The organism is Salinispora vitiensis (assembly GCF_000378825.1).
Taxonomy (GTDB): Bacteria; Actinomycetota; Actinomycetes; order Mycobacteriales; family Micromonosporaceae; genus Micromonospora; species Micromonospora vitiensis.
The window spans coordinates 3,189,285-3,206,538 of sequence record NZ_KB900388.1 but is presented as its reverse complement, the minus strand read 5'-3'; the positions used below and the strand labels follow the sequence as shown (position 1 = coordinate 3,206,538).

Annotated in this window: 14 protein-coding genes; 12 read left to right on the top strand and 2 right to left on the bottom strand. The window is 71.3% G+C overall.

The genetic code is table 11. The features are described from left to right. Nucleotides 1–215 precede the first annotated feature (215 nt). Complete coding sequence (locus SALPAC2_RS0115045) at nt 216–1,220, top strand: glycine betaine ABC transporter substrate-binding protein (RefSeq protein WP_018217466.1); 1,005 nt, start codon at nt 216–218, stop codon at nt 1,218–1,220. 70 nt (nt 1,221–1,290) lie between these two features. Next, a complete protein-coding gene (locus SALPAC2_RS0115040) occupies nt 1,291–2,829 on the top strand; it encodes a hypothetical protein (protein ID WP_020493364.1) in 1,539 nt (512 codons plus the stop codon). 37 nt (nt 2,830–2,866) lie between these two features. Here SALPAC2_RS0115040 and SALPAC2_RS0115035 read toward each other — a convergent pair whose 3' ends face one another. Both SALPAC2_RS0115035 and SALPAC2_RS0115030 read right to left on the bottom strand, forming a co-directional pair. Beyond that, the gene (locus tag SALPAC2_RS0115035) at nt 2,867–4,033 is read right to left on the bottom strand and encodes an NADH-quinone oxidoreductase subunit D (protein WP_188115886.1); all 1,167 of its coding nucleotides are present in this window, start codon (nt 4,031–4,033) and stop codon (nt 2,867–2,869) included. Then, the gene (locus tag SALPAC2_RS0115030; protein WP_018217464.1) at nt 4,030–5,046 is read right to left on the bottom strand and encodes an SAM-dependent methyltransferase; all 1,017 of its coding nucleotides are present in this window, start codon (nt 5,044–5,046) and stop codon (nt 4,030–4,032) included. Before SALPAC2_RS0115030 ends, SALPAC2_RS0115035 begins: the two co-directional genes overlap by 4 nt. A gap of 121 nt (nt 5,047–5,167) precedes the next feature. Between SALPAC2_RS0115030 and SALPAC2_RS0115025 the strand changes: the two genes are divergently transcribed. From SALPAC2_RS0115025 to SALPAC2_RS0114975, 10 genes are all read left to right on the top strand, one after another. After that, nucleotides 5,168–6,109, top strand: coding sequence for a Rossmann-like and DUF2520 domain-containing protein (locus SALPAC2_RS0115025; protein ID WP_018217463.1), 942 nt, complete (start codon nt 5,168–5,170; stop codon nt 6,107–6,109). Next, a complete protein-coding gene (panC, locus tag SALPAC2_RS0115020; protein ID WP_018217462.1) occupies nt 6,106–6,954 on the top strand; it encodes a pantoate--beta-alanine ligase in 849 nt (282 codons plus the stop codon). The genes SALPAC2_RS0115025 and panC overlap by 4 nt, the downstream gene beginning before the upstream one ends. A 22-nt stretch (nt 6,955–6,976) precedes the next feature. Continuing rightward, the gene (gene panD / locus SALPAC2_RS0115015; protein ID WP_018217461.1) at nt 6,977–7,405 is read left to right on the top strand and encodes an aspartate 1-decarboxylase; all 429 of its coding nucleotides are present in this window, start codon (nt 6,977–6,979) and stop codon (nt 7,403–7,405) included. A gap of 165 nt (nt 7,406–7,570) precedes the next feature. Continuing rightward, a complete protein-coding gene (locus SALPAC2_RS0115010; RefSeq protein WP_397540873.1) occupies nt 7,571–8,491 on the top strand; it encodes a septum formation family protein in 921 nt (306 codons plus the stop codon). Between the two features lie 129 nt (nt 8,492–8,620). Next, nucleotides 8,621–10,339 (top strand): L-aspartate oxidase, encoded by a 1,719-nt coding sequence (locus SALPAC2_RS0115005; protein WP_018217459.1) that lies wholly within the window; start codon nt 8,621–8,623, stop codon nt 10,337–10,339. Next, nucleotides 10,336–11,232, top strand: coding sequence for a carboxylating nicotinate-nucleotide diphosphorylase (gene nadC / locus SALPAC2_RS0115000; RefSeq protein WP_018217458.1), 897 nt, complete (start codon nt 10,336–10,338; stop codon nt 11,230–11,232). The genes SALPAC2_RS0115005 and nadC overlap by 4 nt, the downstream gene beginning before the upstream one ends. Nucleotides 11,233–11,267: 35 nt before the next feature. Next, on the top strand, nt 11,268–12,026 hold the full coding sequence (locus SALPAC2_RS0114995) for a type III pantothenate kinase (RefSeq protein WP_018217457.1): 759 nt from the start codon (nt 11,268–11,270) through the stop codon (nt 12,024–12,026). A 257-nt stretch (nt 12,027–12,283) separates the two neighbouring features. Next, the gene (gene lysS / locus SALPAC2_RS0114985) at nt 12,284–13,792 is read left to right on the top strand and encodes a lysine--tRNA ligase (protein ID WP_018217456.1); all 1,509 of its coding nucleotides are present in this window, start codon (nt 12,284–12,286) and stop codon (nt 13,790–13,792) included. Between the two features lie 117 nt (nt 13,793–13,909). After that, complete coding sequence (locus tag SALPAC2_RS0114980) at nt 13,910–14,260, top strand: histone-like nucleoid-structuring protein Lsr2 (protein ID WP_033661857.1); 351 nt, start codon at nt 13,910–13,912, stop codon at nt 14,258–14,260. Nucleotides 14,261–14,679: 419 nt separating this feature from the next. Continuing rightward, nucleotides 14,680–17,214, top strand: a complete 2,535-nt coding sequence (locus SALPAC2_RS0114975; protein ID WP_018217454.1) for an ATP-dependent Clp protease ATP-binding subunit — start codon at nt 14,680–14,682, stop codon at nt 17,212–17,214. Nucleotides 17,215–17,254: the final 40 nt, after the last annotated feature.

Here is a 17,254-nt window from a genome sequence, read left to right as displayed (position 1 = left end):
CGGCGCCGGCGCCTGGCTCCCGTCCCGGCGCCTGGCCCCGGGGCCGGGGGCATCCGGCGCTCCCGATTGGGAGTCGGTGACGATCCGGTGACGAAGTATGACCGGAGTTTGTCGTACCCCGGCGCGAAGATGTTGGGTGGGAGCGCGGGCATCGATCGCCCGTCGGACACGCGGCCGGCGCAGAAGCCGTGCCGGGACACGGAAGGCGGGCAGAGATGCACGCACGCACACGTTTGGCGATCGGCGCTGTCGGCGTCCTGACCACCGCCGGTCTCCTGACCGGCTGCGGCAAGGCCGGTTCCTCCGGCACGGACGCGCCCGAGACCGCGGCGGCGGGGAAAGGCTGCGCCCCGGTGGCCGGCGACGAGCTGGTCGTGCTGACCGACGACAAGTCGCTGCAGAACAGCGACAACATCATCCCCGTGGTCAACGCCGACGCCGCGGCCCCGTCGCTCATCGCCGCCCTGGATCAGGTCTCCGCCGCACTGGACACGCCGAAGCTGATCCAGCTCAACAAGGCCGTGAACGAGGACCGCAAGACGCCCGCGGTCGCGGCGGCCGAGTTCGCCACCGCCCACGACCTCGCCGCCGGCATCGCGCCCGGGCCCGGCGGCACGATCCGAGTCGGAGCCGCCAACTTCAGCGAGAGCGAGACCCTCGCCGAGCTCTACAAGATTGTGCTGGTCGCCGCCGGCTACCAGGTCGAGGTGCAGCAGATCGGTAGCCGGGAACTCTACGAGCCCGCCCTGGAGAAGGGCGAGATCCAGGTCTTCCCCGAGTACGCCGCCACCCTGGCCGAGTTCCTCAACACCAAGGCGAACGGCGAGGGCGCCGAGCCGGTCTCCTCGCCGGACCTAGACGAGACGGTCGCCGCGCTGAAGGCGCTCGGCGCGGAGGCCAACCTGGTCCTTGGCGCGCCGGCCGCGGCCCAGACCCAGAACGCCTTCGCCGTCACGAGTGCCTTCGCCGACCAGCACGGCGTACGGACGCTCTCCGAGCTGGCCGAGAAGTGCTCCGGCCAGGAGACCGTCCTGGCCGGTCCGCCGGAGTGCCCGCAGCGGCCGAAGTGCCAGGCCGGGCTGGTCGAGGTCTACGACTTCCGGGCCGGGTCGTTCAGCTCGCTCGATGCCGGCGGACCGCAGACGAAGAACGCGCTGCGGACCGGCGAGGTCAGCGTGGGTCTGGTCTTCTCCTCCGACGGAGCCCTCACCACCGGCTGAGCCCCGAGGTAGGCAGGGCGAGCTGCGCTGCCGTTCCCACGCGGGACAACTCTCGGTAGGCTGCAGAGCCATGCCCGTCCCGGCCGAGACCGATGACCCGCGTAGCCCTCGGTTACCCACGGCACTGTTCCGGGTCGGCGTGGTGTGCGCGCCGGTGGCGGCGCTGCTGGTGCTCGTCGCCGACAGCAACGGCCTGCTACGGATCGCCGCCGTACTGGCCCTGCTGGCGGTGGTGCTGATCGGCCTCTCGATCGCGCTGCGCCCCGACGGCGGCGCCCGGGTCGGGGAGCTGCGGGGCGAGGTCGAACGGCTTCGCCGTGAGCTGCACGGTGAGATCGTGGCGGCGGCCCAACGGGGCAATCAGGCACTCGACCAGACCCAGCGCACCCAGGATGCGGTGGTGGCGCTGGGCCGCCGGCTTGACGCTGGTGCCGCCGCGCCGGCCGGGCCCGGCGGTGCGCAGCGGGTACGGGTCCCGGTTGACGCGCCAGCCGGGCGGGAAGCCGTTGCGGAGGCTGACCGCTGGGATGACCACGAGCGCGACCGGAACCGTGTCGGTGAATCCCCGTCTCAGGGCCACTTTCCGGGCGGCCACTCCGCGGCCGGGGCGGACGGGGCGGCCGGGGCCTACGCTGCGTTCCGGCCGTCGACCGGAGAGCACGGGGTCGACGACCGCTTCGCTGGGCGGCCCCGCACCGAGCGGCCCGCCGGCACCTATGGGGGTACCGCCGGCACCTATGGGGGCACCCCCGGTACCTATGGGGGCACCGCCGGCACCTATGGCGGCACCGCCGGCACCGCCGGTGGCGCCGAGCCGGAGGGCCGGCACGCCGCCCCCCTGCGCGGCGTGGTGCGACACACCGAGACGGTGCACGTCACCCGGCACACCGTGGTCGACGGCGCTCGGAACCCCGCTGGCGCCGGTGACTACGACCGAGGATGGCCGTCCGGCCCGGACACACCGTCGTGGGCCGAAGACCGGGAGCGCCGCTCCTGGTCTGGGGGCGGGCGGGCGCGTGACGAGCGGGGGCAGGGCGAACCGCCGGAGGTTGCTCGGGCCGGGGCGCAGTGGGATGACCAAGGCTGGGCCAACCAGCCCGACGGCCCGGGCTGGGACGGTGAGCGGTCTGACCGCGGCGGCGTTGACCAGCATGGCGGGGAGCTTGTGGCGGGCGGCGACGCGGAGGGCGAGTACTGGTCGCAGCTGCGGGCCGGAAACCGCTGGGCCGCCGTCCACGAGGACGAGCGGGGGCGCGAGCTGCGGCTGGGCGAGCAGCGGGCGCAGGTGCGTACGGATCGGGGCGGTGCCGAATACCGGGTGGACCAGCGGTGGGCCGCGGTCCGTCGGGACGAGCCCGGTCGTCCCGACGCCGGGCGGGGCGGGTGGTCCGAGCCGGTGGAACGATCCGCGCTGCCCCCGCCGTCCGCCGAGTGGGGGTCGCCCCGGCAACGGCAGCCCGAGCCCCGGTGGCCGGCGGAGCCGCAGCACCAGCCCGAGCCCCGGTGGCAGCCCGATTCGCAGCGCCAGCCGGAGCCCCGGTGGCAGCCTGATTCGCAGCGTCAGCCGGAGCCGGGTCAGTACGGCCGCGGGGACAACCGGTGGCGTTGACAGCCGCGGTAACGCCGAACAAGCGCAGCCGGCCCACTCACTTGTCGATGTCGCCGACCACGAAGAACATCGAGCCGAGGATGGCGACCAGGTCCGGCACCAGGCAACCGGGCAGGAGGGTGGCCAGCGCCTGCACGTTGGCGTACGACGCGGTGCGCAGCTTGAGCCGCCACGGCGTCTTCTCGCCCCGGGACACCAGGTAGTACCCGTTGATGCCGAGCGGGTTCTCGGTCCAGGCGTAGGTGTGCCCCTCGGGCGCCTTGAGGACCTTCGGCAGCCGGGTGTTGATCGGTCCGGTGAGCCGGTCCACCCGGTCCAGGCACTGCTCGGCGAGGTCGAGCGAGACGTACACCTGGTCGAGCAGCACCTCGAAGCGGGAGTGGCAGTCACCCGCGGTGCGGGTCACCACCGGCACGTCGAGCTGGTCGTACGCCAGGTAGGGCTCGTCCCGGCGGAGGTCGAGGTCGAGGCCGGAGGCGCGGGCGACCGGTCCGGAGGCGCCGAACGCGGCGGCCTGGGCGGCCGAGAGCACCCCCACGCCGACGGTACGGGCCAGGAAGATCTCGTTGCGCCGGATCAGATTGTCCAGGTCGGGCAGGCTCTGCCGGACTTCGCCGATGGCCGCCCGGGCCCGCCCGGTCCAGCCGGCCGGCACCTCCTCCTTGAGCCCACCGACCCGGTTGAACATGTAGTGGATCCGCCCGCCGGAGACCTCCTCGAGCACCGCCTGGAGCGTCTCCCGTTCCCGAAAGGCGTAGAACATCGGGGTGATCGCCCCGATCTCCAGCGGGTACGAGCCGAGGAACATCAGGTGGTTGAGGATCCGGTTCAGCTCGGCGAGCGCCATCCGGAGCCAGGTGGCCCGCTCCGGAACCTCCATCCCCAGCAGCCGCTCCACGGCGAGCACCACGCCGAGTTCGTTGGCGAACGCGGAGAGCCAGTCGTGCCGGTTCGCCAGCACGATGATCTGCCGGTAGTCGCGGACCTCGAACAGCTTCTCCGCGCCCCGGTGCATGTAGCCGATGATCGGTTCGGCGCTGACCACCCGTTCGCCGTCGAGCACCAGCCGCAGCCGGAGTACGCCGTGCGTCGAGGGGTGCTGCGGACCGATGTTGAGCACCATGTCGGTGCCGAGTTGTTCCCCACCGGCGCCGGTGCCGACGGTCAGTTCGCGGAGATCGGCGTCCGTGGTCATGCCTGTCATGGTGCCACGAGTGGGTCGAGGGCGACGCCGGCCGGCTGGAGGAGCCACCAGTGCCCGCCGAGGCCGGCCGGGTCGATCAGCTCGGCCACCGCCGACGCCGCGGAGAGGGCCCGCAGGTATCCCGCGGGGTCGGTGCTGGCCCGCGCCAGCGGTGGACGACGGCCGTCGGCACCGAGCGCCCGCAGCGCCGTCCGCTGCGCCACCAGGGTGTACGGGAGCTGCGCGACCCGCGTACCGGCGGCGGCGACCGAGTCCACGGCGAGGTGCGCGGTGACATCGCACGATCCGTCGGGTACCGGTGGGACCTGCCGCCCGTTCCGGTAGCCGGTCAGGGTGCCGGCGGCCGGCCGGGTTTGCCGGAGGTGCCCGTAGTCCACGGCGACCGCCAGCCCCCGGTCGAGCCGCCCGACGGCGTCCGCCCAGGCGTCGTCGCGGGTCCGGCCGATCTCGGCGCGGATGCCCGGGTCGTCGTCGGCGGGCGGCGACCACCACCGGGCCAACCAGTCGGCGTCTTCCGGGCTGACCGGGCCGCCGACCGTCTCCTCGCCGGTGGCGGGGTCCACCAGGAGGTACCGCCAGCCGGCCGGGGCGGCCACGGCTAGGTCCAGCGGGACATTGTCGAGCCACTCGGTGGCCAGCAGCAGGCCGGTGACGCCCGCGGGGATCTCCGGTGTCCAGGTGATCTCCGCGGGGAGCTCCGCGGGGCGCGGGGCGCGTTCGACGGCGGTGAGGCGCAGCCGGTGCGCGAGGGACGTGTCGGTGGCCCCGGCGATGCTGGCGTGCAGGGTGCGCAGTAGCTCGCCCCGCCCCGCTCCGACATCGACCACCGCGAGCGGGTCCGGGTGGTCCAGGGCGGCGTCAACGGTGGCGATCAGCCGGTGCAGGGCCGCCGCGAACGCCGGGGAGGCGTGCACGCTCGTACGGAAGTGGTCGGCGGGGCCGGCACCGGAGACGAAGAAGCCGTCCGGCCCGTACAGCGCCTGCTCCATCGCGTCCCGCCAGCGGATCGACATCAGCTTCTCCTTCTCCCCGGACCACCGGTGGTGAACGTTTTCACACCTCCCTGTCCCGGTTGCGGCGCCGCGGCGCATACTTGCCAGCGACCGGTACCCCTCCGAGGACTGGATCATCGTTATGAGTGCTTCGCTGTCTCCGCGTCCCGTCGATCAGTCGGTTGATGCTCCCACTCCCCGTTCCCTGACCGTCGGCCTGATCGGTGTCGGCCGGGTCGGTGCCGTCCTGGCCGCCGCTATCGCCGCCGCCGGCCACCGGGTGGTGGCCGCGACCGGCGGCTCCGCCGCCTCCCGCGCCCGGACGGCGCTGCTCCTGTCCGACGTGCCGCAGCGGCCGGCTATTTCGGTAGCCCGGGCCGCCACCGACCTCCTGTTGGTGGCGGTGCCGGATGACGCGCTCGCGACGGTCGTCGCCGGGCTCGCCGAGGCCGGGGCGTTGCGTCCGGGGCAGGTGGTCGCGCACACCTCCGGCGCGCACGGCCTGGCGGTGCTGGCGCCGGTCGTCGGGGCCGGGGCCACCCCGCTGGCCCTGCACCCCGCGATGACCTTCACCGGTACGCCGGACGATCTCACCCGACTGCCCGGCATCTCGTACGGGTTGACCGCCCCGGCGCAGCTGCGTCCGTTCGCTACCCGGCTCGTCGCCGACCTCGACGGCGTACCGGAGTGGGTCGCCGAGTCGGACCGAGCGCTCTACCACGCCGCCCTTGTGCACGGTGCCAATCACCTGATCACCCTCGTCAACGAGGCGGCCGACCGGCTGCGGGACGGCGGGGTGACCGAGCCGGAGCGGGTGCTAGCCCCGTTGTTGCGGGCCGCCTTGGACAACGCGTTGCGGCTCGGGGACGATGCGCTGACCGGACCGGTCGCCCGGGGCGACGCCGGCACCGTGCAGCGGCACCTGACTCAGCTCGCGGCGACCGCGCCGGAATCGGTGGGCCCCTACCTGGCGTTGGCTCGACGGACGGCGGACCGGGTGATCGCGGCCGGCCGGCTGCAGCCGACGGCGGCGCAGCCGGTGCTGGAGGCGTTGGGTGGACGGGATCGGGAGGGTGCTACGTGACCAAGCTGGTACACACCCGTGCCGAGCTGGCGGCGGCCCGGGCGGCGCTGACCGGCACCGTGGGCGTCGTCATGACCATGGGTGCCCTGCACTCCGGGCACGAGACCCTGTTGCGGGCGGCCCGGGAGCAGGCCGACGACGTCGTGGTCACGATCTTTGTGAATCCGCTCCAGTTCGGGCCGGACGAGGACTTCGACCGGTATCCCCGCACCCTCGACGCGGATCTGGAGATCTGCCGCCGGGCCGGCGCCGCGGTGGTCTTCGCGCCGGCCGTGTCGGAGCTGTACCCGCAGGGCCAGCCCCGGGTCTGGGTCAACCCGGGTCAGCTCGGCGAGGAGTTGGAGGGGCAGAGCCGGCCGGGCTTCTTCCACGGGGTGCTGACCGTGGTGCTGAAGCTGCTTCAGCTCACCCGGCCGGACTGGGCGTTCTTCGGCGAGAAGGACTACCAGCAGCTGGCCCTGATCCGCCGGATGGTGCGCGACCTGGAGGTGCCGGTGGAGATCGTCGGCGTGCCGACGGTCCGGGAGCCGGACGGGTTGGCGCTGTCCAGCCGGAACCGCTACCTGTCGCCCGATGGGCGGGCGGCTGCGCTGAGCCTGTCGGGGGCGCTGCGGGCGGGGGCGGCAGCCGCCGCCGGGGGCGCGGACTCGGGCGGGGTGCTGGCCGCCGCGCACGCCGCGTTCGACTCCGGACCGCCCGGCGCCGAACTGGATTACCTGGTGCTCACCGACCCGGAGCTGGAGCCGGGGCCGGTTGCGGGTCCGGCGCGGCTGCTCGCCGCCGCCTGGGTCGGCGCCACCCGCCTGATCGACAACGTGTCCGTCCAGCTCGACCCGCGTTTCTGACCCATCTCACGAAAGGCGTCTGATGCTGCGCACCATGCTTAAGTCGAAGATTCACCGGGCCACCGTCACCCAGGCCGACCTGCACTACGTCGGCTCGGTCACGGTGGACCAGGATCTGCTGGACGCGGCCGATCTGCTCCCCGGTGAACAGGTGGCGATCGTGGACGTCACCAACGGCGCCCGGTTGGAGACCTATGTGATCCCGGGGCAGCGGGGCAGCGGCGTGATCGGTATCAACGGTGCCGCCGCCCACCTGGTCCACCCGGGGGACCTGGTCATCCTCATCGCCTACGGACAGCTGGAGGACGCGCAGGCGCGTACCTACCAGCCGCGGATCGTGCACGTCGATTCGGGCAACCGGATCGTGGACCTGACCGCGGACGCGGCCACGGCGGCGCCCGGGACGGCGGGGGCGCCGGTCCCCAACCCGTTGGCGGACTCGCTGACCTGACCGGGGTCGCAGGACCGCTGACCTGACCGGGGTCGCGCGCCCGCCGACCTGATCGGGGTCGCGCGCCCGCCGGAGCCACGCCACGAGGATCTGTTACTCGTCGGGCATCCTTGGCTACCCTGGGTGGACTCGTTGGCAGGCGGGGCGTCGACTCTGGGAGGCGGCGTGAGGCATCGGGTCGGGAAGGGCGCGCGGGCGGTCGGCGGCATGCGGGCGTGGTGCGCGGCGACGGTGGTGGCGGCGCTGCTGGCGGGTTGTGCCGGGCCGACCGACGGCGACCTCACCGACGACTGGGGGGCGTTGCCCGCCGCCGGTCCGTTCACTCCCGAAGCGGGGGTGTGTCAGGTGGCCGACGCCACCACCCAGGTGACCCTGGCGGCGTACCAACCAGTGGAGTGCTCGGCCCCGCACCGGGTCGAGACCGTGCACGTGGGGACCTTCCCGACGGGGCGGTCCGGCCCACCGGCCGCCGGCTCGGTTGACCTGCGGATGGCGTTCGTCGACTGTGACACCCGCACCAGCGCGTACGTGGGGGCCGATTGGCGGATCGGGCGGCTGCGGCTCTGGGTGGCTGTCCCGTCCCCCGCGGGCTGGGCCGCTGGTTCCCGCTGGTACCGCTGCGACCTCACCGAGGTGACCTCCGCTGAGGCGGACGCCGAGGTGGTGCTCCGCACCGGCAGTCTGCGCGGCGGGCTCGCCGCCGGGTCACCGCTGCGGCTCGGTTGCCAGCAGAGTGGTCCGGATCGGGGCGGTGGGGTGGGGGCGCTGCGCCCCGTGGACTGCAGCAGTCGACACGACGCGGAGTTCGTCGGGGTGTGGCGGGCACCGAAGAGCCCGTACCCCACCGCGGACGCGGACTGGGCGTCGCTCTACGCCGGCTGCCGCAGCGAGATCGCGCGCTTCACGGAGGTGCCCGACGACCCGACGCTACGGCTGCGCGTCGATGTGGTGGTCCGTCCACCTGGCGCGGGCCGGTGGGAGGTCGGCGATCGGGGGGTCCGCTGCTACCTGTGGCTCAGCGACCGTCAGGTGACCGGGTCGCTGCAGGGCGCCGGTCCGGCCCGGTTGCCGGTCCGGAACCGGTGACGAGGAGCTAGCGGCGCTCTCCCCCGGCCTCGTCGGCGGGCGGATCGGCCCGGTCGGGTACGGCGTTGCCCAAACCACTCGTCTCGCCCCCGCCGCCTCCCACGTGCGTTGTTCGGGTTGACTGTGGGGATGGACCTTCCGACCGGTGACTGGCCGGCCCTGCCCCGGCTACTGGCGGCGCCCGCGCCCGGGTGGGTGGAGACGACTGACGTGATTGTCGTCGGTTCTGGGGTCGCCGGGCTGACCGCCGCGCTCCACCTGCGGGAGGCGGGTCTGCACGTCACGGTGGTCTCCAAGGTTGACATCGAGGAGGGCTCGACGCGCTGGGCGCAGGGCGGTATCGCCGCGGTGCTCGATCCGCACGACACCCCCGCGGCCCATGCCTCGGACACCGAGATCGCCGGGGTTGGCCTCAGTGATCCGGCGGCGGTCCGGGTCCTCGTCGAGGAGGGGCCCACCCGGTTGCGGGAGTTGATGCGGATCGGCGCGGAGTTCGACCGCAACCCGGATGGCTCGCTCATGCTCACCCGGGAGGGCGGGCACCGAGCGGACCGGATCGTGCACGCGGGTGGCGACGCCACCGGTGCGGAGGTGCAGCGGGCCCTACACGCCGCCGTACGTCGGGATCCGTGGATCCGGCTTGTCGAGCACGCCCTGGTGCTGGACCTGCTCCGGGCCCCCGGTGCCGGTCCGGACGGGCTCGGCCCCGCCTGTGGGGTGACCCTGCATGTGTTGGGTGAGGGCAGCGAGGACGGCGTCGGGGCGATCCTGGGGCGCGCGGTGGTGCTCGCGACCGGGGGGATGGGGCAGGTCTTCGGGGTAACGACCAATCCCGCGGTCTCCACCGGCGACGGGGTGGCCCTCGCACTGCGGGCCGGGGCCGCCGTCACCGATTTGGAGTTCGTCCAGTTCCATCCGACCGCGCTGATCGTCCCGCCGTCCGCCCGGGCCTCCGGTGCCCGGCACGCCCAGCAGCCGCTGGTCTCCGAGGCGCTGCGGGGCGAGGGTGCCCAGCTGGTGGACTCCGACGGTAAGCGGTTCATGGTCGGGCAGCACGAGCTGGCGGAGTTGGCCCCCCGGGACGTGGTCGCGAAGGGCATCCACCGGGTGTTGCTGGCCACCGGCGCGGACCAGGTCTTCCTCGATGCCCGGCACCTCGGCGGTGAATTCCTTGCCCGCCGCTTTCCCACCATTGTGGCGTCCTGCCTGGCCATCGGCGTCGATCCGGCGACCGACCTGATTCCGGTGGCACCGGCGGCGCACTACGCCTCCGGCGGTGTCCGTACCGACCTGCACGGCCGTACCTCCATCCCCGGCCTGTACGCCTGCGGTGAGGTCGCCTGCACCGGTGTGCACGGCGCGAACCGGCTGGCCAGCAACTCGCTGCTGGAGGGGTTGGTCTTCTCCCGCCGGATCGCCGAGGAGCTGGCGACCGGCCTGCCGGAGCAGTTGCGTCCGGCGCCGACCGGTGCCTGGGTGGGGGGTGCGGGTCGGGTGCTTCCCGTCGCCGGCGTTCCCGACCTGCAACGGGCGATGACGCGGGGCGCGGGCGTGCTGCGGTCGGCGGCGACCCTGGCCGACACGGCGGCTGCCCTGGCCACGCTCGGCGACGCCACGGGAGTTCCCCGCACCGCGGACTGGGAGGCGACGAATCTGCTGACGGTGGCGACCGTGCTGGTGGCGGCCGCCACCGCGCGGCAGGAGACCCGGGGTTGCCACTGGCGGGAGGACTTTCCGATGGCCGACGAGCGGTGGCGGGGCCACCTGGTCGGCACCATTGATCCACAGGGCCGGCTGCTGCGAAGGTGGCAGGGGTTCGGGGCCACCGAGCGTGGGGAGGACAGGTGACTGGAGAGACCGAGGGCTTGCTGCGGGCGGCCGGGCTGGACCCGGAGCGCGTACGACGGGTGATCGTCGACGCGCTCCTGGAGGACCTGGGGTCGGAGTTTCTCGACGTGACCAGTGTCGCCACGATCCCCGACAGTCAGGTTGACACGGCGGACCTGGTCGCGCGGGCCGACGGGGTGGTCGCCGGGCTGCCGGTGGCCGCAGCGGTGTTCGAGCTGGTGGGCGAGGTGACCGGAGCCGACCGTACGGTGGCGGTGTCGCTCGTCGCCCACGACGGGCAGCGGGTGGTCCGGGGCGACGTGCTGGCCACGGTGACCGGCCCGACCCGGCTGCTGCTCACCGCCGAGCGCACCGCGCTGAACCTGCTTTCCCGGATGTCCGGCGTCGCCACCCACACCCGGGCCTGGGCCGACGCGTTGGCCGGCACCAAGGCGATGGTCTTGGACACCCGGAAGACGACTCCGGGCCTGCGGGCGCTGGAGAAGTACGCGGTCCGCGCCGGCGGCGGCACCAACAAGCGGATGGGCCTGCACGACGTGGCCATGGTCAAGGACAACCACAAGCTGGCGGCCGGTGGGGTGGCCGCGGCGTACCGGCGGGTCCGGGCGGCCTTCCCCGGCGTGGCGGTGCAGGTGGAGGTGGACACCCTCGCCGAGGCGGTGGAGGCGGTCGAGGCGGGCGCCGACTTCCTGCTGGTCGACAACATGGGGGTGGAGCTGCTGCGCGAGGTGGTGCGCGCGGTCGGGGGGCGGGCCGAGTTGGAGGCGACCGGGGGGCTGACGCTGGCGGTGGCGGCCGAGGTGGCGGCGACCGGGGTGGACTTCCTGTCGGTCGGCGCGCTCACCCACTCGTCGTCGAGTCTGGACGTCGCGCTGGACCTACGGACGGGGTGAGGCGGCGGGCGTTGGCGGTTGTCTAGGCTGTCGGTGTGCTGCTCTGCATCGACATCGGAAACACCAACACCGTACTGGCGACGTTCGATGGCGACAAACTGGTGCACTCCTGGCGGATCAACACGGATCCGCGGTCTACCGCGGACGAGTTGGGGTTGATGTTCCGGGGGCTGCTCTCCGGCGCCGATGTGGAGATCAGCGGGGTGGCCGCCTGCTCGACGGTGCCCGCTGCGCTCCGGTCGGTGCGTACGATGCTGGACCGCTACTACGCCCACGTGCCGCACATGATCGTCGAGCCCGGGGTGCGGACCGGGGTGCAGCTCGCCATCGACAACCCCAAGGAGGTCGGTGCCGACCGGGTGGTCAACACGCTCGCGACGTACAACCTCTACGGCGGCCCGTCGATCGTCGTCGACTTCGGCACCACCACCAATTTCGACGTGATCAGCGGGCGGGGCGAGTTCCTGGGCGGGGCGTTCGCCCCCGGCATCGAGATATCCTTCGACGCGCTCGCGGCCCGCGCCGCCCAGCTGCGCAAGGTCGAGGCCGCCCGGCCCCGTTCGGTGATCGGCAAGAACACGGTCGAATGCCTGCAGGCCGGCCTCTACTTCGGCTTCGCCGGGCAGGTGGATCGGATCGTGGAGCGGATGGTGGAGGAGTTGGGTACGGTCAAGGCGGTGATCGCCACCGGAGGGCTGGCCCCGCTGGTGATGCAGGAGTGCCGGACGATCACCCACCACGAGCCGATGATCACCCTGATCGGGCTCCGGATGGTCTACGACCGCAACGTTTGAGCGGCCGGACCCGCCCGAGTCCGGCCCGGCCGGACCGTCCGAGCCCGGCCCGGCCGGACCGTCCGAGCCCGGCCCGGCCGGGTCATCAACCAGGTGATTGCGGGTATTGCGGTCGTAATCCGTCGTCATCGCCCCCCTAACGCGGGAGTGGGCGTGGGTTCGGTCATGGCGGCCGGCTATCCGATGTCCCTCGCGAGCGCCCTTGAGTACGCTCGGGGGCTGACCCCACCCGAATTCCCTGCCTGAGGAAGCGCGCCGTGATCGAGCAGAACGCCGTACCAGTTGACCCCGCCGACGACCTTCCGGAGCAGATGAAGGTCCGCCGGGAGAAGCGGGACCGGATGCTCGCCGAGGGGGTCGAGCCATATCCGCTCGGTTATCCGCGGACCAGCACGCTCGCCGAGATCCGCCAGGGCTACGCCGACCTCCCCACCGACACGGCCACCGGGGACCAGGTGTCGGTCACCGGCCGGGTGATCTTTGTGCGGAACACTGGCAAGCTATGTTTCGCCACGCTCCGCGACGGCGACGGGACCGAGCTGCAGGCCATGCTCTCCCTGGACCGGGTCGGCGCGCAGCGGCTTGCGGACTGGAAGCAGCTGGTGGACCTCGGTGACCTCGTCGGGGTGACCGGTGAGGTGATCACCAGTCGGCGCGGTGAGTTGTCGGTGCTGGCACAGGGGTGGGCGGTCACCGCGAAGGCCCTTCGCCCGCTGCCGGTGGCGCACAAGCCGCTCAGTGAGGAGGCCCGGGTCCGGCAGCGCTACGTCGACCTCATCGTTCGCCCGCAGGCCCGGCAGATGGTTCGTACCCGGGCGACCGCGGTGCGAAGCCTGCGGGAGTCCCTGCACGAGCGGGGTTTCCTCGAGGTGGAGACCCCGATGCTCCAGCTGCTGCACGGCGGTGCGGCCGCTCGCCCATTCGTGACCCACAGCAATGCCCTCAACACCGACCTCTATCTGCGAATCGCTCCGGAACTGTTTCTCAAGCGCGCGCTTGTTGGTGGCGTAGATCACGTTTTTGAGATCAACCGTAACTTCCGCAATGAGGGCGTCGACTCGTCGCACTCGCCGGAGTTCGCGATGCTCGAGGCTTACCAGGCGTATGGCGACTACGACACGATCGGTGAGTTGACCCGTCATCTGATCCAGCGGGCGGCGCTGGCGGTCGGCGGGTCGACGGTGGTGACCCACGCGGACGGTCGCGAGTTCGACCTCGGCGGTGAGTGGCGTTCCGTGACGTTGTTCGGTTCCCTTTCCGAAGCGCTTGGAGAGGAGGTCACGGTACACACGGAGCGGGCCCGCCTGGTCGAGTACGCCGACAAGGTGGACTTGGCGGTCGACCCGAAGTGGGGTCCGGGCAAGCTGGCCGAGGAACTGTTCGAGGAGTTGGTCGTACCGGGTTTGCTGGCGCCCACCTTCGTGCGGGACTATCCCGAGGAGACCAGCCCGTTGGTGCGGGCGCACCGTAGCGAGCCGGGCCTGACCGAAAAGTGGGACCTCTACGTGCTCGGCTTCGAACTGGGTACGGGCTACTCGGAGTTGGTGGATCCGGTGGTTCAGCGGGAACGTCTGGTGGCCCAGGCGCGGCTCGCGGCACGGGGCGACGACGAGGCGATGCAGCTCGACGAGGACTTTCTCCGGGCCCTGGAGTACGGAATGCCACCGTCTGGTGGTATGGGAATGGGAATCGACCGGCTCCTCATGGCGCTGACCGGCCTGGGAATTCGGGAAACCATCCTCTTCCCGCTGGTCCGACCGGAGTGACGGTCGGGTCACCCGACTCGTAACCGGATCCTATTGACGCGCGGCGCGGCATCCGGGTTATTGTGCTCTTGCGGGATTCGCAGAACCGCTGCACCCTGCTGGAAAGGAATGTGGGACGTGGCCAAGCAGATCATTCATAAGCTGGTCGATGACCTGGATGGCGGGGACGCTGACGAGACCGTCAAGTTCGCCCTCGACGGCGTTCAGTACGAGATCGACCTGTCGAGCGTCAACGCCGAGAAATTGCGGGAGGTATTCGCCGCGTACGTCGCCAACGGCACGAAGGTGGGCCGGGGTGGCGTGGTCGTGGGTGGCCGGGCTGCCCGGGGCCGGGGCGGTGCCACCGCCGATCGTGAGCAGAACAAGGCGATCCGGGCCTGGGCCAAGAAGGCCGGCAAGGAGATTTCCGACCGGGGTCGTATCCCGCAGGAGATCGTGGACGAGTACCACACTCGCGCCGGCCACTGACCGGTATCTGGCGGACGCCGGCCCGGAGCGCAGACTCCGGGCCGGCGTTGCTGTGTCTCGGCCCGGTGGCGGTCGGGGTGAGGGACGCTACCGCTGGTGGCGGCCGGTGGTGTCGTCGTGGCGGTGCGCCGGGTGGGCTGTTTCCGGGTCGGTGGCGCTTTCCGGGGCGTCGGGGGGTCGATCCGGCGGCGGTCGAATTTCGCTCTGCGCGTAGCAGCGCTGCTACCGGAACACCTGCTGAGCGCGGACGGTTGGGCAAAACAGCGCGTATCCGGCACCACCGGGGGAGGCAGGACCCCAGCGGAGTCGGCCCGCGGCGATAGAGTTAAAAGGCACGGACGCCCATCCCGGGCGTTCACGCAGCGGCCCCGCCACGATCTAGATCATCGAGGCGCACGGTATGTGAGGAGCACGAGGGCATGTTCGAGCGGTTCACCGACCGAGCGCGTCGGGTTGTTGTCCTGGCCCAAGAAGAGGCCCGGATGCTCAACCACAATTACATTGGTACTGAGCACATTCTGCTGGGCCTGATCCACGAGGGTGAGGGCGTGGCCGCCAAGGCGCTGGAGAGTCTGGGGATCTCCCTGGAGGGCGTGCGCCAGCAGGTTGAGGAGATCATCGGGCAGGGCCAGCAGGCGCCGAGTGGTCATATTCCGTTCACCCCGCGGGCCAAGAAGGTGCTGGAGCTCTCGCTGCGGGAGGCGCTGCAGCTCGGGCACAACTACATCGGCACCGAGCACATTCTGCTGGGCCTGATCCGTGAGGGTGAGGGCGTGGCGGCGCAGGTGCTGGTGAAGTTGGGGGCGGACCTGAATCGGGTCCGTCAGCAGGTGATCCAGCTGTTGTCGGGTTATCAGGGCAAGGAGCCGGCGGCGGCGGGTACGGCGCCGGGTGAGGCCGCTCCCTCGACGAGCTTGGTGTTGGACCAGTTCGGTCGCAATCTGACGCAGGCGGCCCGGGAGGGCAAGCTCGACCCGGTTATCGGTCGGGAAAAAGAGATCGAGCGGGTCATGCAGGTGCTGTCCCGGCGGACGAAGAACAATCCGGTGCTGATCGGTGAGCCCGGTGTGGGTAAGACCGCCGTGGTGGAGGGCCTGTCGCAGCGGATCGTCAAGGGCGAGGTGCCCGAGACGCTGAAGGACAAGCAGCTCTACACCCTTGACCTGGGTGCTCTGGTGGCCGGTTCACGGTATCGGGGTGACTTCGAGGAGCGGTTGAAGAAGGTCCTCAAGGAGATCCGCACCCGTGGTGACATCATCCTGTTCATTGACGAGATCCACACGCTGGTGGGTGCGGGTGCCGCCGAGGGTGCGATCGACGCGGCGAGCATTCTGAAGCCGATGCTGGCGCGGGGTGAGTTGCAGACCATCGGCGCGACGACGCTGGATGAGTACCGCAAGCACCTGGAGAAGGATGCCGCGCTGGAGCGCCGGTTCCAGCCCATCCAGGTGGGTGAGCCATCGTTGCCGCACACCATTGAGATTCTGAAGGGGCTGCGGGACCGCTACGAGGCGCACCACCGAGTGTCGATCACGGACGCGGCCCTGGTGGCGGCGGCGACCCTGGCCGACCGGTACATCTCGGATCGATTCCTGCCGGACAAGGCGATCGATCTGATTGATGAGGCGGGCGCGCGGATGCGGATCCGGCGGATGACCGCGCCGCCAGACCTGCGGGACTTCGATGAGCGGATCGCGCAGGTGCGTCGGGACAAGGAGTCCGCGATCGACGCGCAGGACTTCGAACGGGCCGCGCAGCTGCGGGACACCGAGAAGCAACTGCTGGGTCAGAAGGCGCAGCGGGAGAAGGAGTGGAAGGCCGGCGACCTGGATGTCGTGACCGAGGTCGACGACGAGCAGATCGCCGAGGTGCTCGGTAACTGGACGGGTATCCCGGTCTACAAGCTGACCGAGGAGGAGACCTCCCGGCTGCTGCGGATGGAAGACGAGCTGCACAAGCGGGTCATCGGCCAGGAGGACGCGGTCAAGGCGGTGTCGAAGGCGATCCGCCGCACGCGGGCCGGTCTGAAGGACCCGAAGCGGCCGTCCGGCTCGTTCATCTTCGCCGGCCCGTCCGGGGTCGGTAAGACCGAGCTGTCCAAGGCCCTCGCGGAGTTCCTCTTCGGCAGCGAGGACGCGTTGATCCAGCTGGACATGTCCGAGTTCCACGACCGGTACACGGTGTCCCGGCTCGTCGGTGCGCCTCCCGGCTACGTCGGCTACGACGAGGGCGGGCAGCTGACCGAGAAGGTCCGTCGGCGGCCGTTCAGCGTGGTCCTCTTCGACGAGATCGAGAAGGCCCACCCGGACGTGTTCAACACGCTGCTGCAGATCCTCGAGGACGGGCGGCTCACCGACGGTCAGGGCCGGATCGTGGACTTCAAGAACACGGTCATCATCCTGACGACCAACCTCGGTACCCGCGACGTCGCCAAGGCGGTCTCGCTGGGCTTCCAGGCCTCCGATGACTCCGACTCGAACTACGACCGGATGAAGCAGAAGGTCAACGACGAGCTCAAGCAGCACTTCCGGCCGGAGTTCCTCAACCGGATCGACGACACCATCGTCTTCCACCAGCTACGCCACCGGGAGATCCTCTCGATCGTCGATATCATGATCGGTCGGATCGAGACCCAGCTGCGCAACAAGGACATGGGGCTGGAGCTCACCGACAACGCCAAGCAGTACCTGGCGACGAAGGGCTTCGACCCGGTCCTCGGTGCCCGGCCGCTGCGCCGTACGATCCAGCGCGACATCGAGGACAACCTCTCCGAGCGGATCCTGTTCAACGAGCTCAACCCCGGCCAGATCGTCATCGTTGACTGCGAGGGTGATCCGGCCGACATCGATTCCTCCAGCCTCACCTTCCGCGGCACCGACAAACCGGCCGAGCTGCCGGACGCGGTCCCCGCCGACCTCGGCGGTGCCGCCACGGGGGCGGACGAAACGGCGTAGGCCGGCAGGTCCAACCGACGAGAACGGCCCGATGGCGATC